Source organism: Caulobacter sp. FV1ye13L (genome assembly GCF_058681155.1).
The window spans coordinates 1,214,715-1,232,801 of record NZ_CM178732.1; the positions used below are offsets into that span (position 1 = coordinate 1,214,715).

Annotated in this window: 23 protein-coding genes and 1 pseudogene; 12 read left to right on the plus strand and 12 right to left on the minus strand. The window is 66.8% G+C overall.

The genetic code is table 11. From position 1 onward, the window contains the following. The first annotated feature begins 15 nt into the window (after positions 1-15). From ACW176_RS05630 to ACW176_RS05645, 4 genes are all read left to right on the plus strand, one after another. Positions 16-525 carry a PaaI family thioesterase gene (locus ACW176_RS05630; protein WP_419319345.1) on the plus strand — a complete coding sequence of 170 codons (510 nt, stop codon included), beginning with the start codon at positions 16-18 and terminating at the stop codon, positions 523-525. Next, positions 522-941, plus strand: a complete 420-nt coding sequence (locus ACW176_RS05635; RefSeq protein ID WP_419319346.1) for a PaaI family thioesterase — start codon at positions 522-524, stop codon at positions 939-941. The genes ACW176_RS05630 and ACW176_RS05635 overlap by 4 nt, the downstream gene beginning before the upstream one ends. Before the next feature lie 8 nt (positions 942-949). After that, positions 950-1,138 carry a DUF2256 domain-containing protein gene (locus tag ACW176_RS05640; protein ID WP_492111206.1) on the plus strand — a complete coding sequence of 63 codons (189 nt, stop codon included), beginning with the start codon at positions 950-952 and terminating at the stop codon, positions 1,136-1,138. Between the two features lie 134 nt (positions 1,139-1,272). Beyond that, positions 1,273-1,371, plus strand: a complete 99-nt coding sequence (locus ACW176_RS05645) for a hypothetical protein (RefSeq protein ID WP_419319347.1) — start codon at positions 1,273-1,275, stop codon at positions 1,369-1,371. A gap of 35 nt (positions 1,372-1,406) precedes the next feature. Here the strand turns inward: ACW176_RS05645 and ACW176_RS05650 are convergent, their stop codons facing one another. Then, on the minus strand, positions 1,407-2,315 hold the full coding sequence (locus ACW176_RS05650) for a histone deacetylase family protein (RefSeq protein ID WP_492111880.1): 909 nt from the start codon (positions 2,313-2,315) through the stop codon (positions 1,407-1,409). Positions 2,316-2,394: 79 nt separating this feature from the next. On the opposite strand from ACW176_RS05650, the gene ACW176_RS05655 reads away from it, so the two are divergent. Beyond that, positions 2,395-3,249, plus strand: coding sequence for an acyl-CoA thioesterase (locus tag ACW176_RS05655; protein WP_492111207.1), 855 nt, complete (start codon positions 2,395-2,397; stop codon positions 3,247-3,249). A 7-nt stretch (positions 3,250-3,256) separates the two neighbouring features. On the opposite strand, the gene ACW176_RS05660 is transcribed toward ACW176_RS05655, so the two are convergent. The 6 genes from ACW176_RS05660 to ACW176_RS05685 all read right to left on the minus strand — a co-directional run bounded on the left by ACW176_RS05660 (position 3,257) and on the right by ACW176_RS05685 (position 8,269). After that, positions 3,257-4,021 (minus strand): ORF6N domain-containing protein, encoded by a 765-nt coding sequence (locus tag ACW176_RS05660; RefSeq protein WP_492111208.1) that lies wholly within the window; start codon positions 4,019-4,021, stop codon positions 3,257-3,259. A 138-nt stretch (positions 4,022-4,159) separates the two neighbouring features. Continuing rightward, a complete protein-coding gene (locus ACW176_RS05665; RefSeq protein WP_492111209.1) occupies positions 4,160-4,741 on the minus strand; it encodes an NUDIX hydrolase in 582 nt (193 codons plus the stop codon). Positions 4,742-4,769: 28 nt separating this feature from the next. Then, the gene (rimM, locus tag ACW176_RS05670) at positions 4,770-5,351 is read right to left on the minus strand and encodes a ribosome maturation factor RimM (protein ID WP_305305158.1); all 582 of its coding nucleotides are present in this window, start codon (positions 5,349-5,351) and stop codon (positions 4,770-4,772) included. 56 nt (positions 5,352-5,407) lie between these two features. Continuing rightward, positions 5,408-5,992 carry a 30S ribosomal protein S16 gene (gene rpsP, locus ACW176_RS05675; protein WP_492111210.1) on the minus strand — a complete coding sequence of 195 codons (585 nt, stop codon included), beginning with the start codon at positions 5,990-5,992 and terminating at the stop codon, positions 5,408-5,410. A 24-nt stretch (positions 5,993-6,016) separates the two neighbouring features. Next, positions 6,017-7,540 carry a signal recognition particle protein gene (gene ffh, locus ACW176_RS05680; protein ID WP_492111211.1) on the minus strand — a complete coding sequence of 508 codons (1,524 nt, stop codon included), beginning with the start codon at positions 7,538-7,540 and terminating at the stop codon, positions 6,017-6,019. A gap of 222 nt (positions 7,541-7,762) precedes the next feature. Further along, a complete protein-coding gene (locus ACW176_RS05685; protein ID WP_492111212.1) occupies positions 7,763-8,269 on the minus strand; it encodes a DUF1993 domain-containing protein in 507 nt (168 codons plus the stop codon). Positions 8,270-8,390: 121 nt separating this feature from the next. Between ACW176_RS05685 and ACW176_RS05690 the strand changes: the two genes are divergently transcribed. After that, complete coding sequence (locus ACW176_RS05690; RefSeq protein ID WP_492111213.1) at positions 8,391-8,822, plus strand: CBS domain-containing protein; 432 nt, start codon at positions 8,391-8,393, stop codon at positions 8,820-8,822. A gap of 73 nt (positions 8,823-8,895) precedes the next feature. Here the strand turns inward: ACW176_RS05690 and mdh are convergent, their stop codons facing one another. After that, positions 8,896-9,858, minus strand: coding sequence for a malate dehydrogenase (mdh, locus tag ACW176_RS05695; protein ID WP_492111214.1), 963 nt, complete (start codon positions 9,856-9,858; stop codon positions 8,896-8,898). Between the two features lie 132 nt (positions 9,859-9,990). On the opposite strand from mdh, the gene ACW176_RS05700 reads away from it, so the two are divergent. Together ACW176_RS05700 and ACW176_RS05705 are read left to right on the plus strand one after the other, a co-directional pair. After that, complete coding sequence (locus tag ACW176_RS05700) at positions 9,991-11,052, plus strand: MaoC family dehydratase (RefSeq protein WP_492111215.1); 1,062 nt, start codon at positions 9,991-9,993, stop codon at positions 11,050-11,052. Next, positions 11,045-11,470: an HIT domain-containing protein gene (locus tag ACW176_RS05705; protein WP_492111216.1), complete on the plus strand. Its 426-nt coding sequence runs from the start codon at positions 11,045-11,047 to the stop codon at positions 11,468-11,470. The genes ACW176_RS05700 and ACW176_RS05705 overlap by 8 nt, the downstream gene beginning before the upstream one ends. Here the strand turns inward: ACW176_RS05705 and ACW176_RS05710 are convergent. Together ACW176_RS05710 and ACW176_RS05715 are read right to left on the minus strand one after the other, a co-directional pair. After that, the gene (locus ACW176_RS05710) at positions 11,467-12,486 is read right to left on the minus strand and encodes a hypothetical protein (RefSeq protein WP_492111217.1); all 1,020 of its coding nucleotides are present in this window, start codon (positions 12,484-12,486) and stop codon (positions 11,467-11,469) included. The two genes, ACW176_RS05705 and ACW176_RS05710, sit on opposite strands and share 4 nt — an antisense overlap. A gap of 9 nt (positions 12,487-12,495) precedes the next feature. Further along, positions 12,496-13,371 carry an HpcH/HpaI aldolase/citrate lyase family protein gene (locus ACW176_RS05715; protein ID WP_492111218.1) on the minus strand — a complete coding sequence of 292 codons (876 nt, stop codon included), beginning with the start codon at positions 13,369-13,371 and terminating at the stop codon, positions 12,496-12,498. A gap of 125 nt (positions 13,372-13,496) precedes the next feature. Between ACW176_RS05715 and ACW176_RS05720 the strand changes: the two genes are divergently transcribed. Next, complete coding sequence (locus ACW176_RS05720) at positions 13,497-13,877, plus strand: DUF2237 family protein (RefSeq protein ID WP_492111219.1); 381 nt, start codon at positions 13,497-13,499, stop codon at positions 13,875-13,877. A 472-nt stretch (positions 13,878-14,349) separates the two neighbouring features. After that, a pseudogene (locus tag ACW176_RS05725) lies at positions 14,350-14,555 on the plus strand (hypothetical protein); the annotation flags it as partial. A gap of 537 nt (positions 14,556-15,092) precedes the next feature. Here ACW176_RS05725 and thpR read toward each other — a convergent pair. Together thpR and ACW176_RS05735 are read right to left on the minus strand one after the other, a co-directional pair. Then, complete coding sequence (gene thpR / locus ACW176_RS05730) at positions 15,093-15,629, minus strand: RNA 2',3'-cyclic phosphodiesterase (protein ID WP_492111220.1); 537 nt, start codon at positions 15,627-15,629, stop codon at positions 15,093-15,095. A 5-nt stretch (positions 15,630-15,634) separates the two neighbouring features. Then, the gene (locus ACW176_RS05735) at positions 15,635-16,687 is read right to left on the minus strand and encodes an aldo/keto reductase (protein WP_492111221.1); all 1,053 of its coding nucleotides are present in this window, start codon (positions 16,685-16,687) and stop codon (positions 15,635-15,637) included. 148 nt (positions 16,688-16,835) lie between these two features. Here ACW176_RS05735 and ACW176_RS05740 point away from each other — a divergent pair, with 148 nt between their 5' ends. Next, positions 16,836-17,585 (plus strand): Bax inhibitor-1/YccA family protein, encoded by a 750-nt coding sequence (locus ACW176_RS05740; RefSeq protein ID WP_419321518.1) that lies wholly within the window; start codon positions 16,836-16,838, stop codon positions 17,583-17,585. A 126-nt stretch (positions 17,586-17,711) separates the two neighbouring features. Continuing rightward, positions 17,712-18,086, plus strand: a complete 375-nt coding sequence (locus ACW176_RS05745) for a hypothetical protein (RefSeq protein WP_492111222.1) — start codon at positions 17,712-17,714, stop codon at positions 18,084-18,086. Position 18,087: the final 1 nt, after the last annotated feature.

Genomic DNA, 18,087 nt, shown 5'->3' on the forward strand with positions numbered 1-18,087 from the left:
GCTAATCATAGCCGCATGAGCGAAGACAACGAACAAACCCGGATGATCGCCACGGCGATGAACGAGGGCAGCCCGCAGGCCCGGGCCCTGGGCTTCACCACCCTGAAGATCGGCGACGCTGTGGCGATCCTGAAGGTGCCCTATCGGCCCGAGATCGTCGGCGACCCCGAGACCGGCGTCATCGCCGGCGGGGTGATGACCACCCTGCTGGACCATGCCAGCGGCCAGGCCGTGCATGCGGCCCTGGAGACCTGGACCTCGATCGCCACCCTGGACCTGCGCATCGACTATATGCGCCCGGCCGAGCCTGGTCGCGACGTGATGGCCCGGGCCCACTGCTACAAGATCACCCGCTCGGTAGCCTTCGTCCGCGCCGTCGCCTACGAGGACGACCCGGAAGATCCCGTGGCCACCGCCCAGGCGACCTTCATGCTCGACAGCAGCGCCGGCAAGAAGGCCGGGGCCAATCTGAAGCCTTCACGCTCTGGCCCGCCGGCCGCCAAAAAGACGGGAGACGCCGCATGAGCGACGCCGACAACCGCCTGGTCGCCGTGCTGGGTTCGATCCCCTACGCCAAGTTCCTGGGCATCACCGCCGAACTGGCCGGCGACGAGATGACCGCCATCCTGCCGTTCTCCGACCACATCGTCGGCAATCCAATGCTGCCGGCCATTCATGGCGGCGTGCTGGGCGCCTTTATGGAAATGACGGCCCTGGCCCAGTTGTCCGTGGCCGCGCCGCTGAAGCGCCAGCCGCGCACGGTGGATGTCTCGATCGAATATCTGCGCTCGGGCCGGCCGGTGACCACCTATGCCCGCGCTACGATCAAGAAACTGGGCCGGCGGGTCGCCAACGTCCATGTCGAGGCCTGGCAGGAAACCCGCGCCGCACCGATCGCCACGCTGCGGGGCATCTTCCTGGTGGCCCAGTCCGAAGAATAGGGGAGGGAATGACCCGGGGCCGGGCCTCGCGCGGCGGACGCGATGGCGGCAAGGCCGTCCGCAAGGGCGATCTGCCCTCCAAGCCGTGCCTGTCCTGCGGCCGGCCGTTCACGTGGCGAAAGAAGTGGGAAGCGGTATGGGACGAAGTAAAATATTGCTCCGACCGGTGCCGATCACATAAAATTACACCAATGTAATGCTAATTGATGGCTGGAAGTTTCTTAAAAAGCCTTCATGACGCAAAGGTAACGGGTATTCACCAAACGGCGGGCCTATATCCCTGTTCACCGGACGCGAACAACCGCGGCGGCCAACAAAAGGGATCAAGACCATGACCATCAAGACCAACGCCGTCGCCGGCTTCGCCACCCTGGTTCTCGCGGTTCTGCCGCTCGTCGTTATCGTCGGTTCGCTCGCCACGAGCTTCTAAGTGACCGCCGCATAGCTCCACCGGGCTTGCCGCCCTCAGGCCTTGAAGGCCTTACGGGCAGCCCGGTGGAGAAGGGCGTGACGATGCGCCAGACGATCGATGTCGGCGTCGTATCCGCCGCCGATCACCCCCGCCACGGGGATCTGCCTTTCCAGACAACAGCCCAGAACGAACGCCTCGCGCCGCGCCAGGCCGTCGTCGCTCAGGGACAGACGCCCCAGCTTGTCATCCGCATGTGGATCGACCCCGGCGTTAAAGAACACCAGATCCGGCGCCTCGCGCGCCAGCAGCGCCGGCAGGATCTCCGCCAGCCTGGCCAGATAGGCCTCGTCGCCGGTTCCGTCGGCCAGGTCAATATCCAGATCGCTGACCGCCTTGCGGGCCGGAAAGTTCTTCTCGGCGTGCATCGAGAACGTGAAGACGCTGGGATCGCCCTCGAAGATCCGCGCCGTGCCGTCGCCCTGATGCACATCCAGATCCACCACCAGCGCCTTGCCGATCGCGCCCTCGGCCAGCAGGCGTCTGGCCGCAACGGCGACGTCGTTGAACACGCAGAAACCCGCCCCGCTCTCAGCAGAGGCGTGATGACTGCCTCCGGCCGTGTTGCAGGCGATGCCATGCTCCAGCGCCAGCCGGGCCGTCAACAAGGTGCCGCCCGTCGCGGCTAGCGCCCTGATGGCGACGGACTCGCTGTTGGGCATGCCGATGCGGCGCACGATGTCGGCGGGCAGCGACTGCTCGATCACGCCACGCACATAATCTTCCGTGTGGACCAGCCGCAGAGTTTCGACATCGACCGGCTCTGGAAGATGAAATCCATCGGCTCCCGGCAGGCCCTCGCGCTCCAGCACGGCGGCCAGCCGCGAGAACTTGTCCATCGGAAACCGATGCCCCACTGGCATCTCGGCCCGGAAGGCAGGGTGGTGCACGATCGGTGGCGGCATGCGCAAACGATGGCGATCAGGACCACATGACGCAAGGTCGCGTCTTGCCCCGGCGGCGCTTGGGGAATAACCCATCGCCATGCAGACGCCCGAAAACCTCGCCGACATCCTCGACCTCGAAGCCATCGAGGTGAACCTGTTTCGCGGAACCAGCCCCAATGACGGCTTTCCGCGCATCTTCGGGGGCCTCGTCATCGCCCAGGCCCTGCTGGCCGCCTACAAGACCGTGCCCGAGCGGATCTGCCATTCGCTGCACGCCTATTTCATCCGCCCCGGCGATGTGAACGCTCCGGTCCTCTATGAGGTCGAGCGCGCCCGCGACGGCGGCACCTTCACCACCCGCCGGGTGGCCGCGATCCAGCATGGCGAGCAGATCTTCAACCTGGCCTGTTCGTTCCAGACGCCCGAGGAGGGCTTTGAGCACCAGTCGCCGATGCCTGCCGCTCCGGCGCCAGAGGATGTTCAGACCGAGGGCGACTTCCTGCGTAGCCTGGGCGACCAGGTGCATCCCAAGATGCTGCGCTTCCTGGACAAGCCGCGCCCGATCGACATCCGCTGGGTCGAACCGCAGAACCCGGTCAAGCCCGAGAAGAAATCGGGCACCAAGGAGGTCTGGATGCGGGCCTGCGCCCCGATTGGCGATGATGTGAAGATGCAGCAGGCGGCCCTGGCCTATGCCTCTGACATGGCCTTCATGGAAAGCGCCCTGCGTCCCCACGGCCTGATCTGGACCACGCCCGGCCTGCAGTCGGCCAGCCTGGACCACGCCATGTGGTTCCACCGGCCCTTCAACTTCAATGACTGGACCCTGTTTGCTCAGGACAGCCCCAGCGCCTCGCAGGGTCGCGGCATGGTGCGCGGCCAGATGTTCAGCCAGGACGGCACACTTCTGGCCTCGGTGGCGCAGGAATGCCTGATGCGGATCAAGAAGTAGGCGGGCTCTAACCGCCCAGCCGTTCCAGGACCCCGACGAACCGGTCGATATCGCCCCCGGTCATCGCGCGCTCGGCCTCGATCACCAGCTGGAGCTTGCGCGCCAGGACACGCAATTCGATTTCGCCGGCCTCGGCTTGGGTCTTGGCGGCGGTCGCCTTGCTGGCCTCGGCTTCCGCCAGAAGCTTGGTCGCCCGGGCTGCGAGTTCCTCATTTTCCAGACCGGCGCGCGACAGCCGATCCTTCAGATGGGCGATGGAGCGGTCCAGCAGGTCCTGGGCCTCTTCCCGGACGGAGGCGCCGTGACGCTGGTTCACCACCGAGTCGAGCACCGCCGCCATGGCTTGGGTCAGCCTGGGGATCAAGCCGTTTCCAACACTCACGCCGTTGGTGATCTGCGGTGAGGCATCCTGTCTTCGACGCGCACTGACGAAGACCTCGACGACCATCTTCATCGCGGCGACGGCTGAATCGGATTTCAGAACGGTCGCAGCCATGACCACGCCGTGTTCGGTGAAGGCCCAGGGATGCTTGCGCCGGCCGCCCCAGGAACTTGATGTCGCATTTTGCGATATCAAGTTGGCGATCTCTCCCGCCGTCAGTTGGAAGGCATAGCCCTCGAACCGAGCGGCGTTGCGGCGGATCTGTTCGTTGAGGCGCCGGGTCTCGACACCGAATAGAGCGGCGATCGCGTCGTCGAGAACGACACTCTGGCCCCGGATCTGATGGATATGGGCAAACGCCCCGTCGGCGGCGGGTAGATCGACGGGCATCGGGCTCGAAATCGCTTTAAGGGTGCTGTTTGCAACACTCTCTCTCCGATTGATTTCGAGATCAATCTTCTTGCGCCGACCCTTCGGCCAGGCTCATCGGCCCTTCGGTATAGCTGGCGCAGAAATGCCCGATGTGGGTCAAGATCTTGCCGGGTTCGCTAGGCTGATTGACGCCACGCCGGCTTGAGCCAGGCAGCGCAGGAGTGAGGCGACCTGCATGCCGACGGTCAACTCGCCCGCCAGGGCCATGCGCAGCGCCTCGGCGGCCGGGACCCAGAGTCTCTCGATCCGCTCGGTCGGGTCGTCCTTGGGCTCGGCGACCTTCGCCACCTGACGCGCCAGGACGATGTGCGTGCGGTTGGAATGGGTGCCGGCGTTGGCCCGCGTCTCGCCGACCAGGGTCAGAACCCCGGCGCATCCGGTCTCTTCCAGCAGTTCCCGCCTGGCGGCCTGCAGCGGATTGGAGTCGGTCGGCTCCATGCCGCCGGCGGGCAGTTCGATCGACATCCCGCCCAGGCCATGCCGGTACTGCCTGACCAGCAGCACGTTGTCGGCGGCGTCCAGGGCGATGATCTCGACCCAGTCGGGATAGTCCAGCACGTAGTAGGGGGCGACCACCGCGCCCTCTTCGGTGACGCAATCGTCGGCCCGAACGGCGATCCAGCGATCCTTGTGAACATAGCGCGAGGCGGTGACCCGCCACTTCCCGTCGGTCGCCATGTCCTCGAACTCCTGGGGCTAGCCGTCGTCAGTCGTAGTGGCGCTCGGCGCCGTCGCTGTCGTCGGCCTCTTCGACCGGACCTTCCGGTTCTCCCACCAAGGCGGGCGGATCGGCGAGGATCAAACGTTCCTGGATCTTCACGTCGGGAACGGCCGCGCGGGTGAAGGGCAGGAACCAGGTCTGGCCGCCGAGGGCGGGCTGGATTTCGAGCAGGTCGCCGGCTCCGAAGTTCTGCACGCTCTTGACCGAACCCAGCAGGGCATTGTCGGAGATGTGGCGAACGGCCAGGCCGACCAGGTCGGTCAGATAGAATTCATCCTCGTCCGGCTCGGGCAGGGAGGCCCGGGGGACATACAGGCGCAGGCCGCGCAGGGCGTCGGCGGCCTCCTTGGTCTCGATCCCCTTGCAACGGGTGACGAGGCCTTCCTTGGCCACGCGCGCCGAGACGATGGTCAGGGCCGGCGAGCCATCCTGGCGCAGCAACGCCTTGAAGCCGGCCAGGCTCATCGGCTCTTCGGTATAGGTGGCGATCTTCACCTCGCCGCGCACGCCAAAGCCGCCGGAGACGCGGCCGACGAGGATCAGGTTGGCGGGGGAGGGGGTGCTCATCGAAGATGTTGCATCGCCGCCCCGATCCGAAGACCGGGGCGACAGCGCAAAAGGCCTTAGCCTTCGGTCTTTTCAGCTTCGGCGGCCGGAGCCTCTTCAGCGGCGGCTTCAGCGGCCGGAGCCTCTTCGGCAGCGGCTTCTTCGGCGGGGGCTTCTTCAGCAACCGGCTCCGGGGCCGGGGCAGCAGCGGCTTCGGCAGCGGCGGCGGCTTCGGCAGCAGCTTCGGCAGCGGCCTTGGCGTCTTCAGCAGCCTGGACGGCGGCAGCGGCGGCGTCTTCAGCGGCCTTCACGTCGGCGGCCTTGCGGTCTTCGTCGCGTTGAGCGCGCTCGGTGATGCGCTCCTGGGCCTTCTTGCCCGGCGCGCCCTTTTCAGGGTTGTTGCCGTGGGTCCACGAGCCGATGCCCTGAGCGGCCAGGAAGCGCGCGACGCGGTCGGTCGGCTGGGCGCCCTTGGCGATCCAGGCCTGGATCGACTCGATCTTCAGGGTGACGCGAGCGGCGTCGTCCTTCTTGAGCAGCGGGTTGTAGGTGCCGACCTTTTCGATGAAACGGCCATCGCGCGGCGAGTGGCTGTCAGCAACGACGATCGAGTAGTACGGGCGCTTCTTGGCGCCGCCACGGGCGAGACGGATCTTCAGCATATCGGTAGTCCTTGAGTTCGAGTTCTATTTCTTGAACGGGTTGAAACCGGGCGGCAGACCGCCGCCCAGGCCGGAAAGGAGGTTCGGCTTGGCGTCGCCGCCACCGCCGAGACCGGGAAGACCCGGCAGGCCTCCCGCGGAATTCTGTTGATCGGCCGCGGCCTGCTTGCCGCCACCCATGGCTTTCAGGCGCGACATGTCGCCGCCGCCCATCATGCCGGCCATCCGGGCCAGGCTCTTGCCGCCGTCCTTGGACATGGCCTTGAACATGTCGGCCATCTGGCGGTGCTGTTTCAGCAGACGATTGACCTCGGCCACGTCGACCCCGGCGCCGGCCGCGATGCGGCGCTTGCGCGATGCGGCCAGGATGTCGGGCTTCTTGCGCTCCAGCTTGGTCATCGAGCTGATGATCGCCTGCTGGCGCAGGAAAACCTTGTCGTCGATGCCGCTTTCGGCGATCTGCTTCTTGGCCTTCTGGACGCCGGGCAGCAGGCCCATGATGCCCTGCATGCCGCCCATCTTCTGCATCTGCGACAGCTGCGACGACAGGTCGTTGAGGTCGAACTGGCCCTTGGCCAGTTTCTTGGCCATGCGCTCGGCTTCGGCATGGTCCAGATCGGCGGCGGCGCGCTCGACCAGGGCGACAACGTCGCCCTGACCCAGGATGCGGCCGGCCACGCGGCGGGCGTCGAACACGTCCAGCGCGTCGACCTTCTCGCCGGCGCCCAGGAACTTGATCGGCAGGCCCGTGACGTGGCGCATCGACAGCGCCGCGCCGCCCCGGCCGTCGCCGTCGGCGCGGGTCAGGATCAGGCCGGTCAGGGGCAGGCGTTCGTGGAAGGCCTTGGCGGTGCGGACCGCGTCCTGGCCGGTCAGGCTGTCGGCGACCAGCAGGGTTTCGGACGGCTGGGCGATGCGGGCGATTTCCGCCGCTTCGCTCATCATCGCCTCGTCCAGCGTGGTGCGGCCGGCGGTGTCGAGGATCAGGACGTCGTAGCCGCCGAGGCGCGCGGCGCTCATGGCGCGCTTGGCGATGTCGACGGCGCTTTGGCCGGCGACGATCGGCAGGCTCTCGACCTCGACCTGCTTGGCCAGCATGGCCAGCTGTTCCATGGCGGCCGGGCGACGGGTGTCGAGCGAGGCGACCAGCACCTTCTTGCGCTCGGTCTTGGACAGGCGCAGCGCCAGCTTGCCGGTGGTGGTGGTCTTGCCCGAGCCCTGCAGGCCGGTCATCAGGATCACCGACGGCGGGTTCAGGGCCAGGTTCAGGCCGGTGGGCTCTTCGCCGCCCAGCATGTCGACCAGACCGTCATAGACGATCTTGACCACCTGGTCGGCCGGCTTGACCGAGCGGATGACGGCTTCGCCCGAAGCCAGTTCCTTGGCCTTGCTGATGAAGTCCTTGACCACCGGCAGGGCGACGTCGGCTTCCAGCAGGGCGACGCGAACCTCGCGCAGCGCCTCGTCGATATCCTTTTCGGACAGCACGCCGCGACCGCCGAGGCGGTCGAATACGCCGGAGAGCCGCTCTGTAAGGCCGTCGAACATGTCGAACCCTGTTTGAACCCAAATCTCCAAACGCAATCAGCCCCCATGGACGATCACGTCGATGGGGGTCCTCGCCGGCCTCGTCCAGATGGATCCCGCGCTAGCGGGCTGGGGTCGTGACGGTAGAGGCGCTGCTGATGAAGCGCCGGAAGGGCGCGCTTATGCACAGGAAATGGCGCGGAGTCAAAGGGCGCCCCGCCAGGGCAGGGCGCCCGACCGGCTCTAGACGGTCCCGAGATAGTCGCGCTTGCCGACTTCAACGCCGTTCTTGCGCAGGATCGCGTAGGCGGTGGTCAGGTGGAAGAAGAAGTTCGGCTGGGCCTGGGTCTGGAAATAGGCCAGGCCCTTGACCACGCTGGTCTCGCCGCGACGCGTCAGGGTGATGTCGCGGTCCTCGGCGCCTTCGAACTTGCTGGCGTCCAGACCTTCGACATAGGCGATGGCGCGGTCGACCCGGGCGATCAGGTCGGCGAAGCCGGTTTCGGTGTCGTCCCAGGCCGGCACGTCTTCACCAGCCAGGCGCGCGCAGCAGCCCTTGGCGAAGTCGGTGGCGATCTGCACCTGGCGCAGAAGCGGGAACATGTCGGGATAGAGCCGGGCCTTCAGCAGGGCGTCGGCGTCCCAGCCCTTGGCCTCGGCCTGGGCTGCCGCCTTGGTCAGTACGCCCTTCAGACCCTTCAGGCCCTGGACGAAGACGGGAACGCTGGCCTGGTGCATGGAAAGGGTCATGGAAGCTCCGCTGGAAGGTGTGGCGCACAGATAGGGCGGACGCCTCCTGAGAGGAAGCGCGGAACGCCTGGCGATCGGCGGGGGTTTAGACAGTTCGAGTTCAAACCACGAGGTTACCCCCATGAAAGTCAGCGACGCCATGACCGGTCAGGTCACCACCGCCGCCCCGACCGATACGGTCCGCAAGGTGGCCCAGATGATGGCCCATGTCGAAACCGGTGCGGTTCCTGTCGTCGACAGCGGCAAGGTGGTGGGCCTGGTCACCGACCGCGATATCGTTCTGCGCGTGGTCGCCGAAGGCCGCAGCTTCGACTCGCCGATCTCCGAGGCCATGACCGACGGCGAGGTCCACAGCGTCAAGGAAGACGACGTCCTGGCCGACGCCACGGCCAAGATGGCCAGCCATCAGGTCCGCCGCCTGGTCGTGCTCAACGACGCCGGCGCCCTGACCGGCATCCTGTCCCTGGGCGACGTGGCCAAGGACTATGGCGCCAAGCAGGTGGGCAAGACGCTGGAAGAGATTTCGGCCGAGCCGGGCGACGCCGCGCACTGACGCCCGCCGGCGACCATGAAAAAGGGCGGCTCCGCGAGGAGCCGCCCTTCGTCATTCAGACGGTTGTGCAGGCCTAGACCAGCGAGGGGTCGATGGCCTTGCAGGCTTCCATCAGGCCCTTAACCGAGGCGACCGAGGCGGCGAACATCGCCTTCTCTTCGTCATTGGTTTCGAACTCGACGATCCTTTCCGCGCCGCCGGCGCCGATGACGACCGGCACGCCGACATAGAGGCCGTCCAGGCCGTACTGGCCGGTCAGGAAGGTGGCGCACGGCAGGACGCGCTTCTTGTCCTTCAGATAGCTGGTGGCCATGGCGATGGCGCTTTCAGCCGGGGCGTAGAAGGCCGAGCCGGTCTTCAGCAGGGCGACGATCTCGCCGCCGCCGCCACGGGTGCGCTTGACGATGCCGTCGAGCTCTTCCTGGGTCATCCAGCCTTGCTTGACCAGTTCCGGCAGCGGCAGGCCGCCGACCGTCGAATGACGGACCATCGGCACCATGTCGTCGCCGTGACCGCCCAGGGTCCAGGCGTGGATGTCTTCGACCGACACGCCGGTCTTTTCGGCCAGGAAGTAGGCGAAGCGCGCCGAGTCCAGGACGCCGGCCATGCCGATGACCTTTTCCTTGGGCAGGCCCGAGAACTGCTGCAGGGCCCAGACCATCGCGTCGAGCGGGTTGGTGATGCAGATGACGAAGGCGTTGGGGGCGTGGGCCTTGATGCCTTCGCCGACGGCCTTCATGACCTTCAGGTTGATGCCCAGCAGGTCGTCGCGGCTCATGCCCGGCTTGCGCGGCACGCCGGCGGTGACGATGCAGACGTCGGCGCCGGCGATGTCGGCATAGTCGTTGGCGCCCTTGAGGCTGATGTCCTTGCCAAACACCGCCGAGGCTTCGGCCAGGTCGAGGGCCTTGCCCTGCGGCGTGCCTTCGCTGATGTCGAACAGGACGATGTCGCCAAGCTCTTCGCGAGCCGCGATGTGAGCCAGGGTGCCGCCGATCATGCCGGCGCCGATAAGGGCGATCTTCGCGCGAGCCATAGGGTCTCCGTCAGGACTGTGGATGAAAATTCTCGCGGCGGTCTACGCCCGGAGCGGCCAAGCCTCAAGCCCCCTTTCCCGTTTCGCTGCACTGCGGCAAGACTGTCTGAACAACGATAAGGACGCGCAGGGATGAGCAAGACCGACCCCGGGAACTATTTCGAGGACTTCCGGCTGGGCCAGGTGCTGGTCCACGCCACGCCGCGCACGGTGACGGCAGGCGATGTGGCGCTTTACACCGCCTTCTACGGTCCGCGCTTTTCGCTGTTCTCGTCCGACGAGGTGGCGCGGGCCAGCGGCCTGCCCGCCGCGCCGGTGGATCCGCTGATCGCCTTCCACATCGTGTTCGGCAAGACCGTGCCTGACATCAGCCTCAACGCCGTCGCCAATCTGGGCTATGCCGAGGGCCTGTTCCTGGCCCCGGTCTATCCGGGCGACACCCTGATGGCCGAGTCCGAGGTCATCGGGCTGAAGGAAAATTCCAACCGCAAGACCGGCGTCGTCTATGTGCGAACCACCGGGACCAACCAGCGCGGCGAGCGCGTGCTGAGCTATGTGCGTTGGGTCATGGTCCGCAAGAAGGACGCCGAGGCCGAGATCCCCGAGCAGGCGACGCCGAAACTGGCCGAGGCCGTGGCGGCCGCAGACCTGATCATCCCCGCGACCCTGGACTTCTCGAAATACGATTACGCCCTGGGCGGCGCGCCGCACGCTTTCGAGGACTACGCGATCGGCGAGCGGATCGACCATGTCGACGGCATGGCCATCGAGGAGGCCGAGCACGCCATGGCCACCCGGCTGTGGCAGAACACCGCCAAGGTCCACTTCAATCAGTTCGAGCGCGCCAAGGACCCGTCCGGCCGGCGCTTGGTTTATGGCGGCGTGGTGATCTCGACCGCCAAGGCCCTGTCGTTCAACGGCCTGCAGAACGCCGGCCTGATCCTGGCGATCAATGGCGGCCGCCATGTCAGCCCCTATTTCGCCGGGGCCACGGTGTTCGCCTGGAGCGAGGTGCTGGACAAGGCTGACCTCGGAGACGGCGTCGGGGCCCTGCGGCTGCGGCTGGTGGCGACGAAGGACCGGCCCTGCGACGACTTCCCGGGCAAGGACGAGGCAGGCGTCTATAACGAGCACGTCATCCTCGACTTCGACTATTGGGCGGCGGTTCCCAAGCGCGGTTCGGGGCATGGCTGAGTTCGTCCTCGACCCGGCCTTTGTCGCCACCTCGCAGGCGCTGGGCGACCTGCGTCTCTGCGAGGCCCGGCTGCAGCTGGACGCCCGCTATCCGTGGATCGTGCTGATCCCGCGCCGGCCAGGCCTTCGCGAGATCGAGGACCTGTCGCCGGCCGACCGCATCGTCCTGATGGACGAGATCGTCCTGGCCGGCGACGCGGCTCGCGCCGTCGGCGCGGCGCTGGGCCTTGCGGTCGCCAAGCTGAATGTCGGCGCCCTGGGCAATGTCACCCCGCAGCTGCACGTCCACGTCCTCGGCCGCCGGGTCGGCGATCCGGCCTGGCCGGGGCCGGTCTGGGGCCACAGTCCCGCCGAGTCCTTCGCGCCGACCGCCCTTGAGGCGGCGGTTGTGGCGGCGAAGACAGCCTTGAACCTCTAGCGAAGCTGCGGCGTCTTCTTGGCCGGGGCCTTCTTCTTGCTCGCCGTCGCCTTGCCCTTGCGAGCCGGGGTCGCCTTGGCCTTGGAGCCCTTCTTGCCCTTGGCCACGGCCTTGCCTTTCGCGCCGCTCTTCTTGGCGGCGGCGGCGCACTTGGCTTTGGCGGCCTTCAGCGCCTTGCCGGTCTTGCCCTTGGTCGAGCAGACCGCCGCCCGAGCCGGGGTCGAGCGGGCCGGGGCGGCGCGGGGCGCGCCCCAGATCACCGGTCCGCGGCCCTGGATCACATAGCCCGGCGGCAGGCTGGGCGGGGCCTCGCGATCGGCGATCACCGTCTGGTCGACGCCGGCCTCATGGAGGTTGCCGCTCCAGCGGGTCGCGCCGGCCGGGCTGAGGCTCAGCACGGTGGACGGGCCGCCCCTGGGGCTGAAGCGCACGACCAGGTCGGCGCCCGACCGCTCGACGCTGTCGATCAGGCCGGTCGATCCGACCGCGCCGGACCGACGCACGTCGCGCCAGGCGCCTTCGACCGGGCCATAGCCGCCGGCCGGGTCGACGATCTGCAGCGTGTAGAGGGTCGATCCGTCAGGCCCCGACACCTTCCAGCCGCCATCCAGCGGACCTTGCAGGCCCTGGGCGGCGACGATCGAGCCCTTGACCCGCATCTCGTAGATCCGCTCGGCCGGGACATAGCTGCCCTGCGGCACGGCATGGTCGCCGTCCGGCGGGAAGGAGACAGAGGGCGGTTCCGGCGTGGGAATCGGCAGGAGGGTGGGCTTGTGATAGGGCGCCTGAGCGGTCGGCTGGGCGTCTTCCTCGTCGGTCGTGCCGGTCTGGGTGATCAGGTCGCCCAGCGGATCAAGGGCGACGGGGACCGACTGGCCGGGCGCCGGATCCGGCGGCGTCGGCAAGGGATCCGCTGATAGGGCAGGGGCCACCGGTTGCGGCGCGGTCGCCACCGGCGCCTCCTGAGCCAGAACCGGCCCGGCGAACAGGGCGAAAAGAAGAGCCAGAGCCCGCATCAACAGATCCTAACCGACCCTGGCGGCGATCGCGGCCGCGACCTGGACCAGGCGCTCGGCCTGGGCCAGATGCAGGCGCTCGGCCATCTTGCCGTCGACCCGCAAGGCTCCTCTGCCCGCATTTTCGGGCGCCTTGAAGGCGGCGATCACCGCCTGGCTCCAGGCGATCTCGTCGGCGGACGGCGAGAACACCCGGTTGCAGATCTCAAGGTGCTTGGGGTGGATCAGGGTCTTGCCGTCAAAGCCGAAGTCGACGCCCTGGACGCAGACCGCCTCCAGCGCCTCCAGGTCCTCGATGTCGTTGTGCACCCCGTCCAGGATGGTCAGGCCGTGGGCCCGGGCGGCGGCGACCGACAGGGTCAGCAGCGGCAGGAACGGCGCGCGATCCGGCGTCTGGCGGGCCCGCATCTCCTTGGCGAAGTCGTTGACGCCCATCACGAAGGTCGACAGCCGGGTCGAGTGGCTGGCGGCGGCGATCTCCCACAGGTGGAAGGCGGCCTTGCCGGTCTCGATCATGGTCCACAGCCGCGTTGCTGGCGGCGCAGCATGCAGGGCGGCGTTGTAAACCCGCACATCGCCGGCGTCGTTGATCTTGGGCACCAGCACCGCGTCGGGGCCGGCCTCGGCGGCGGCCGCGAGATCTTCGGCGCCCCAGGGGGTGTCGAGGCCATTGGTGCGGATCACCACCTCGCGGGACCCGAACCCTCCGGCCTTGACGGCCGCCACTGCCGCGTCGCGGGCGGCTTCCTTCATCTCGGGGGCGACGGCGTCCTCGAGGTCGAGAATGATCACGTCGGCGTCCAGGGTGCGCGCCTTCTCGACCGCCTTGGCGTTCGAGGCGGGCATATAGAGAGCGCTGCGGCGCGGCCTGGCGACGGTGGACATGCAAATTCCCTGCGGTCTTTTCTTATACAGCCTTCTTAATCACGCGCGGGCCACGGCAAAAGCAAAGACGTTCGATGCGCGCTAATCTTGGTCACGGATCGGGCGAAGCGGGATAGGATCGCCGCATGACCACGCGCTATGACGAGAACGCCCGCAATGTTCTGGGCGGGGACCTGATCCCCTGTTCCGTGAACCCGGTGACGGGCTTTTACCGCAACGGCTGCTGCGAGACCGGTCCGCATGATCTGGGCCTCCATACGGTCTGCGCCGTGATGACCGACGAATTCCTGGCCTTCTCCAAGTCCGCCGGCAACGACCTCTCCACCCCCCGCCCCGAATTTGCCTTCCCGGGCCTGAAGGCCGGCGACCGCTGGTGCCTGTGCGCCGGCCGCTGGAAAGACGCCCTCGACGCGGGCCTGGCCCCGCCGGTGGTGCTGGAGGCCTCGCACGAGGAGATGCTGGCGATTGTGCCGCTGGGCGTGCTGAAGGATCACGCGGCGGTTTAACGGACACGGATTCTCGACCTCGCGCGTTCGCTGCGAGTTGGTGGGAAGGGTCGCGGAGCGTCCGGACGACGCCCGGATGAGAGATAGAGATTACCGTTTCGACGAAGCCGTCCGCTCCGCGTGGTCGTTATCCGTCAGCGTCCCGTCAGGTGGCCCTGTTCAGGCCTTACCGGGAGCCGAACCGTTCCGTTTCCGGAACCGCTCGGCGGTCGAGGCGGGCGAGCCAAGCTAATGGCTAATGAACACACCCGTCTGTCCTCATCCACGCCAACGGCGGGCGGGTCCTGCAACGCCAGGATCCCCGGACGCGCTTCAGTATCCCCCTGAAGCCCAGTCCCGCTCGATCACCCCCCGCCGCCGCAATGGTCGCTGGCCTTGCGCCCTTTCCTCGCGACGAGGTGAGATGCAGAATACGGGAGGTTTCAGCGCGTCTGATGGGCGCGATCAAGTTTCTTACAAGACGTTGATTTCGTTGAGATCGACTTTCGAAAAACGGGGATGCAGCACAGTCTATCCCCATACCCTCCCGTCATTCCCGCCCTTGTCGCGGGAACCCTTCTGTCCGCCGCAGGTGCGGGAGGGGCGAAGTGCGCATGCACTTCGCTGGCGTCTCACGTGTCAGCTGAAGCAGGGGTTCCCGCCACAAGGGCGGGAATGACGGTGATCTATGGGGGTGGCCGCCCGCCCACCTTCGCGCCGAAGGGAGCCATCCTTAAATCTCACGGCGAGACGATCGCTGGTCTGGAAAGGTCACTCCGCCGACACCGCCCTCCGGGCGGCCGCTCCGCGGCGGCGAAGCCGTCCTTGACTGACCTTTCCAGACCAGCACGCTGCAGCCTCCAAGAGATTTAAGGATGAGCGGGACGCGCGGGGCGTCCGCTTCCTTCACTGATGCCAAAGACCGCTTTCGACCCTAGTTGTACCTTTTGAATCCCTCTCTCATAGAGAGAGGGAGGGGCCCGCGCCGGAGGCGTGGGAGGGTGAGAGGTTACAGCCTCTCAGAATAAAGCTCTGGTGGAGAGCAGTTTAATCCGAGGCCTATCCATCCTTGAGGGGTGCGGCGGAAGGACGGAGATTTCCGGCTGGCGGTGAAACCTCTCACCCTCCCGCCGCTTCGCGGCGGGCCCCTCCCTCTCTCTATGAGAGAGGGGTTCCGAGGGCCGCTAACCACCCCCGAACAGACAATCACCCTGTCCGCATCCGGCGTCGCCCGCCTCAGCCCAGCGGATACTCCCGCTCCAGCCGATAGGCCGAGCTCTCGCCGCCCAGCCAGCTGGAATAGAGTCCGAAGCGCTCCACGCGGAACGGCGGCGAATGCAGCAGGTTGTTGGCCTGGACCCAGGCGCCGACCTCGGGCACGGCGGGGCGCTTGAGATAGGCCAGGGTGACATGCGGGGTGTAGAGCCGCGCCTCGGGTTTCAGGCCCACCTCGCGCGCGGCCCGCTCGTTGGCCTTGGCCAGTCCGCGCAGGTCGCGGCTTTCCGCGACCCCGGCCCAGACCGCGTGGATCTCGACGCCTTCGCCAAAATGGCCGACCCCGGCCAGCTCCAGATCAAAGGCCGGGGCCTCGATCTGGGCCAGGGCCTCGTCCAGTTCGGCCGCCACAGGCTCCTGCACATCGCCGATGAATTTCAGCGTGATGTGAAACGCCTCCTGTGGCCGCCAGCGCGCGTGCTCAATGCCTTGCTGACGGGTCAGCAGGCCCTGGCCGATTTCGGGCGGCACGGCGATGGCGGTGAACAGGCGCAGCATGGATGTCAGGGGCAGGGGTTGGGCTGGGCGGCGTGGATGGCGTTGACGGCCTTTTCCAGTTCGTCGGTCCAGGTCAGGTCGAAGGCGTCGATGGCGACCTTCAGCTGCTCCATCGAGGTGGCGCCGATGATCGTCGAGGTCACGAACTGGCGCGCGTCGCAGAACTTCAGGGCCAGAGTCGCCGGATCGATGCCGAACTTGCCGGCCAGGTCGACATAGGCGCGGATCGCGGCCTCGGCGCCCGGGCCCTCATAGCGCTGCATGCGGTTATAGAGCGCCTTGCGCGAGCCTTCGGGCAGGGCGCCGTCCAGATATTTGCCGGTCAGGGCGCCTTGAGCCAGCGGCGAATAGGCGAGAAGACCAACACTTTCGCGCATGGCGATCTCGGCCAGGCCGTATTCGAAGGTGCGGTTGGCCAGGTGATAAGCGTTCTGGATCGAGGCGATGCGGGGCAGACCCTTGCCCTCGCTTTCGGCCAGGAAGCGCATCACGCCCCACGGGAACTCGTTGGAGACGCCGATGGCGCGGATCGTCCCCTTCTTCACGTGGGCGTCGAGGGCCTCGAGGATGTCGCCGAAGGTCTCGTAGTCCTGCTCATAGTCCTTGAAGGTCTGGCCGCCGAACACCCGCACCGGACGGTCGGGCCAGTGCAGCTGGTAGAGGTCGAGATAGTCGGTGTTGAGGCGCCCCAGCGAGTTTTCAACCGCCTCGTCGATCTGGGCCCGGGTGTGCCGGGTGGAGGCGCCGTCGGCGCGCATCCAGGTCAGGCCGCCAAAGGCGCTGCCGCGACCGGCCACCTTGGAGGCCAGCACGATCTGGTCGCGCTTGCCGGTCTTTTTCAGCCACGAGCCGATGTGGCGCTCGGTATTGCCCTGGGTCTTCGGATCAGGTGGGCTGGAATACATCTCGGCCGTGTCCCAGAAATTGACCCCGCGCTCGAGCGCGTAGTCCATCTGGGCGTGGGCCTCGTCTTCGCTGTTCTGCGAGCCCCAGGTCATGGTGCCCAGGCAGCAGCGCGAGACCATCACGCCGGTCCGTCCCAGTTCCGAATAATCCATTCCCGCGTCCGCCCTTTTTTGTTTGCTCTGGCCTAATTACGCGGTCCGGCGCGGCCTGCAACAGCCGTCCCTTGCGCGAAGCCCCGCCCATGCCAATATTGGTATGGCGTCCATTTCGGACGCGATCAATCAGAAGGGCTTTCCCTCGATGAACGACCTCAACCGCGGCTATGCGCGCTCGATCCCGGTGGATCGCGCCGACATGTCGGTTGACGCCGGCCTGCGCAGCTTCATGCTCGGCGTCTACAACAAAGTGGCGTTGGGCCTCGTCCTGTCGGGCGCTCTCGCCTACATCACGTCTTCCGTTCCGGCGGTCCGCGACCTCATGTTCGTGGTCGAGGGCGGTCGTCTGATCGGCGTGACGCCCATCTACATGATCGTGGCCTTCGCGCCGCTGGTCCTGCTTCTGGTCGCCGGTTTCGCCCTGCGCAACCCCAAGCCCCAGACCGCCGGCGCCCTGTACTGGACCATCGTCTCGCTGATCGGCGCGTCGCTGGGCTCGGTGTTCCTGCGTTACACCGGCGAGTCGGTCGCCTCGACCTTCTTCGTCACGGCGGCGGCCTTCGGCGGTCTCAGCCTGTTCGGCTACAGCACCAAGAAGGACCTGACCGGTTTCGGCAGCTTCCTGATCATGGGCGTCTTCGGCCTGGTCATCGCCTCGATCGTCAGCATCTTCTTCAAGAGCCCGGCCCTGGTCTTCGCGATCAATGTTCTGGGCGTGCTGATCTTCTCGGGCCTGATCGCCTATGACACCCAGCGCCTGAAGATGACCTATTACGAACTGGGCGGCGACACCGCAGCCCAGAGCGTGGCCACCAATTTCGGCGCGCTGAGCCTGTACATCAACTTCGTCAATCTCTTCCAGTTCCTGCTGTCGCTGTTCGGCAACCGCAACTAGGCTTGAGTGAAGTCTGAAACGACGAAGCCCCGGCGGGACACCGCCGGGGCTTTTTCGTGGGCGGGCCTCGACGGGCCGGGCGGCCGGGACCATGTTGGCGGCGGGGATAGTTCTGAGGACTTGTTGATGCGCGCCTTGACCCTTCTGGCCGGCCTGATCCTGATCGCCACCACCGGCGGCGCTCACGCCGAGGCGGTGGGCCTCAAGCCCTATGCGATCCCGGCCAAGGCCCCGATGATGTCGCTGACGCGGGACGCGGCGATGCAGAACTCCAGGCCGGATCTGTCCGTGTCGGTGCGCTACGCCAACGCCCCCGTGCAACTGCCCCGAGGGATCGCCAGGACCTCGGTGGAAAGCCGCATCGCCGGAGACGGCCCCGTGGCTTCGGCCGGGGTGCTGTGCGGCCTCAAGCCCAGCGCGGATTACAGCGGCATCGGCACGGCGCGGGGCTATGACAATGACGGCCGGTTCGTGGGCGCCAAGCTGGCGTTTACGTTCTAGC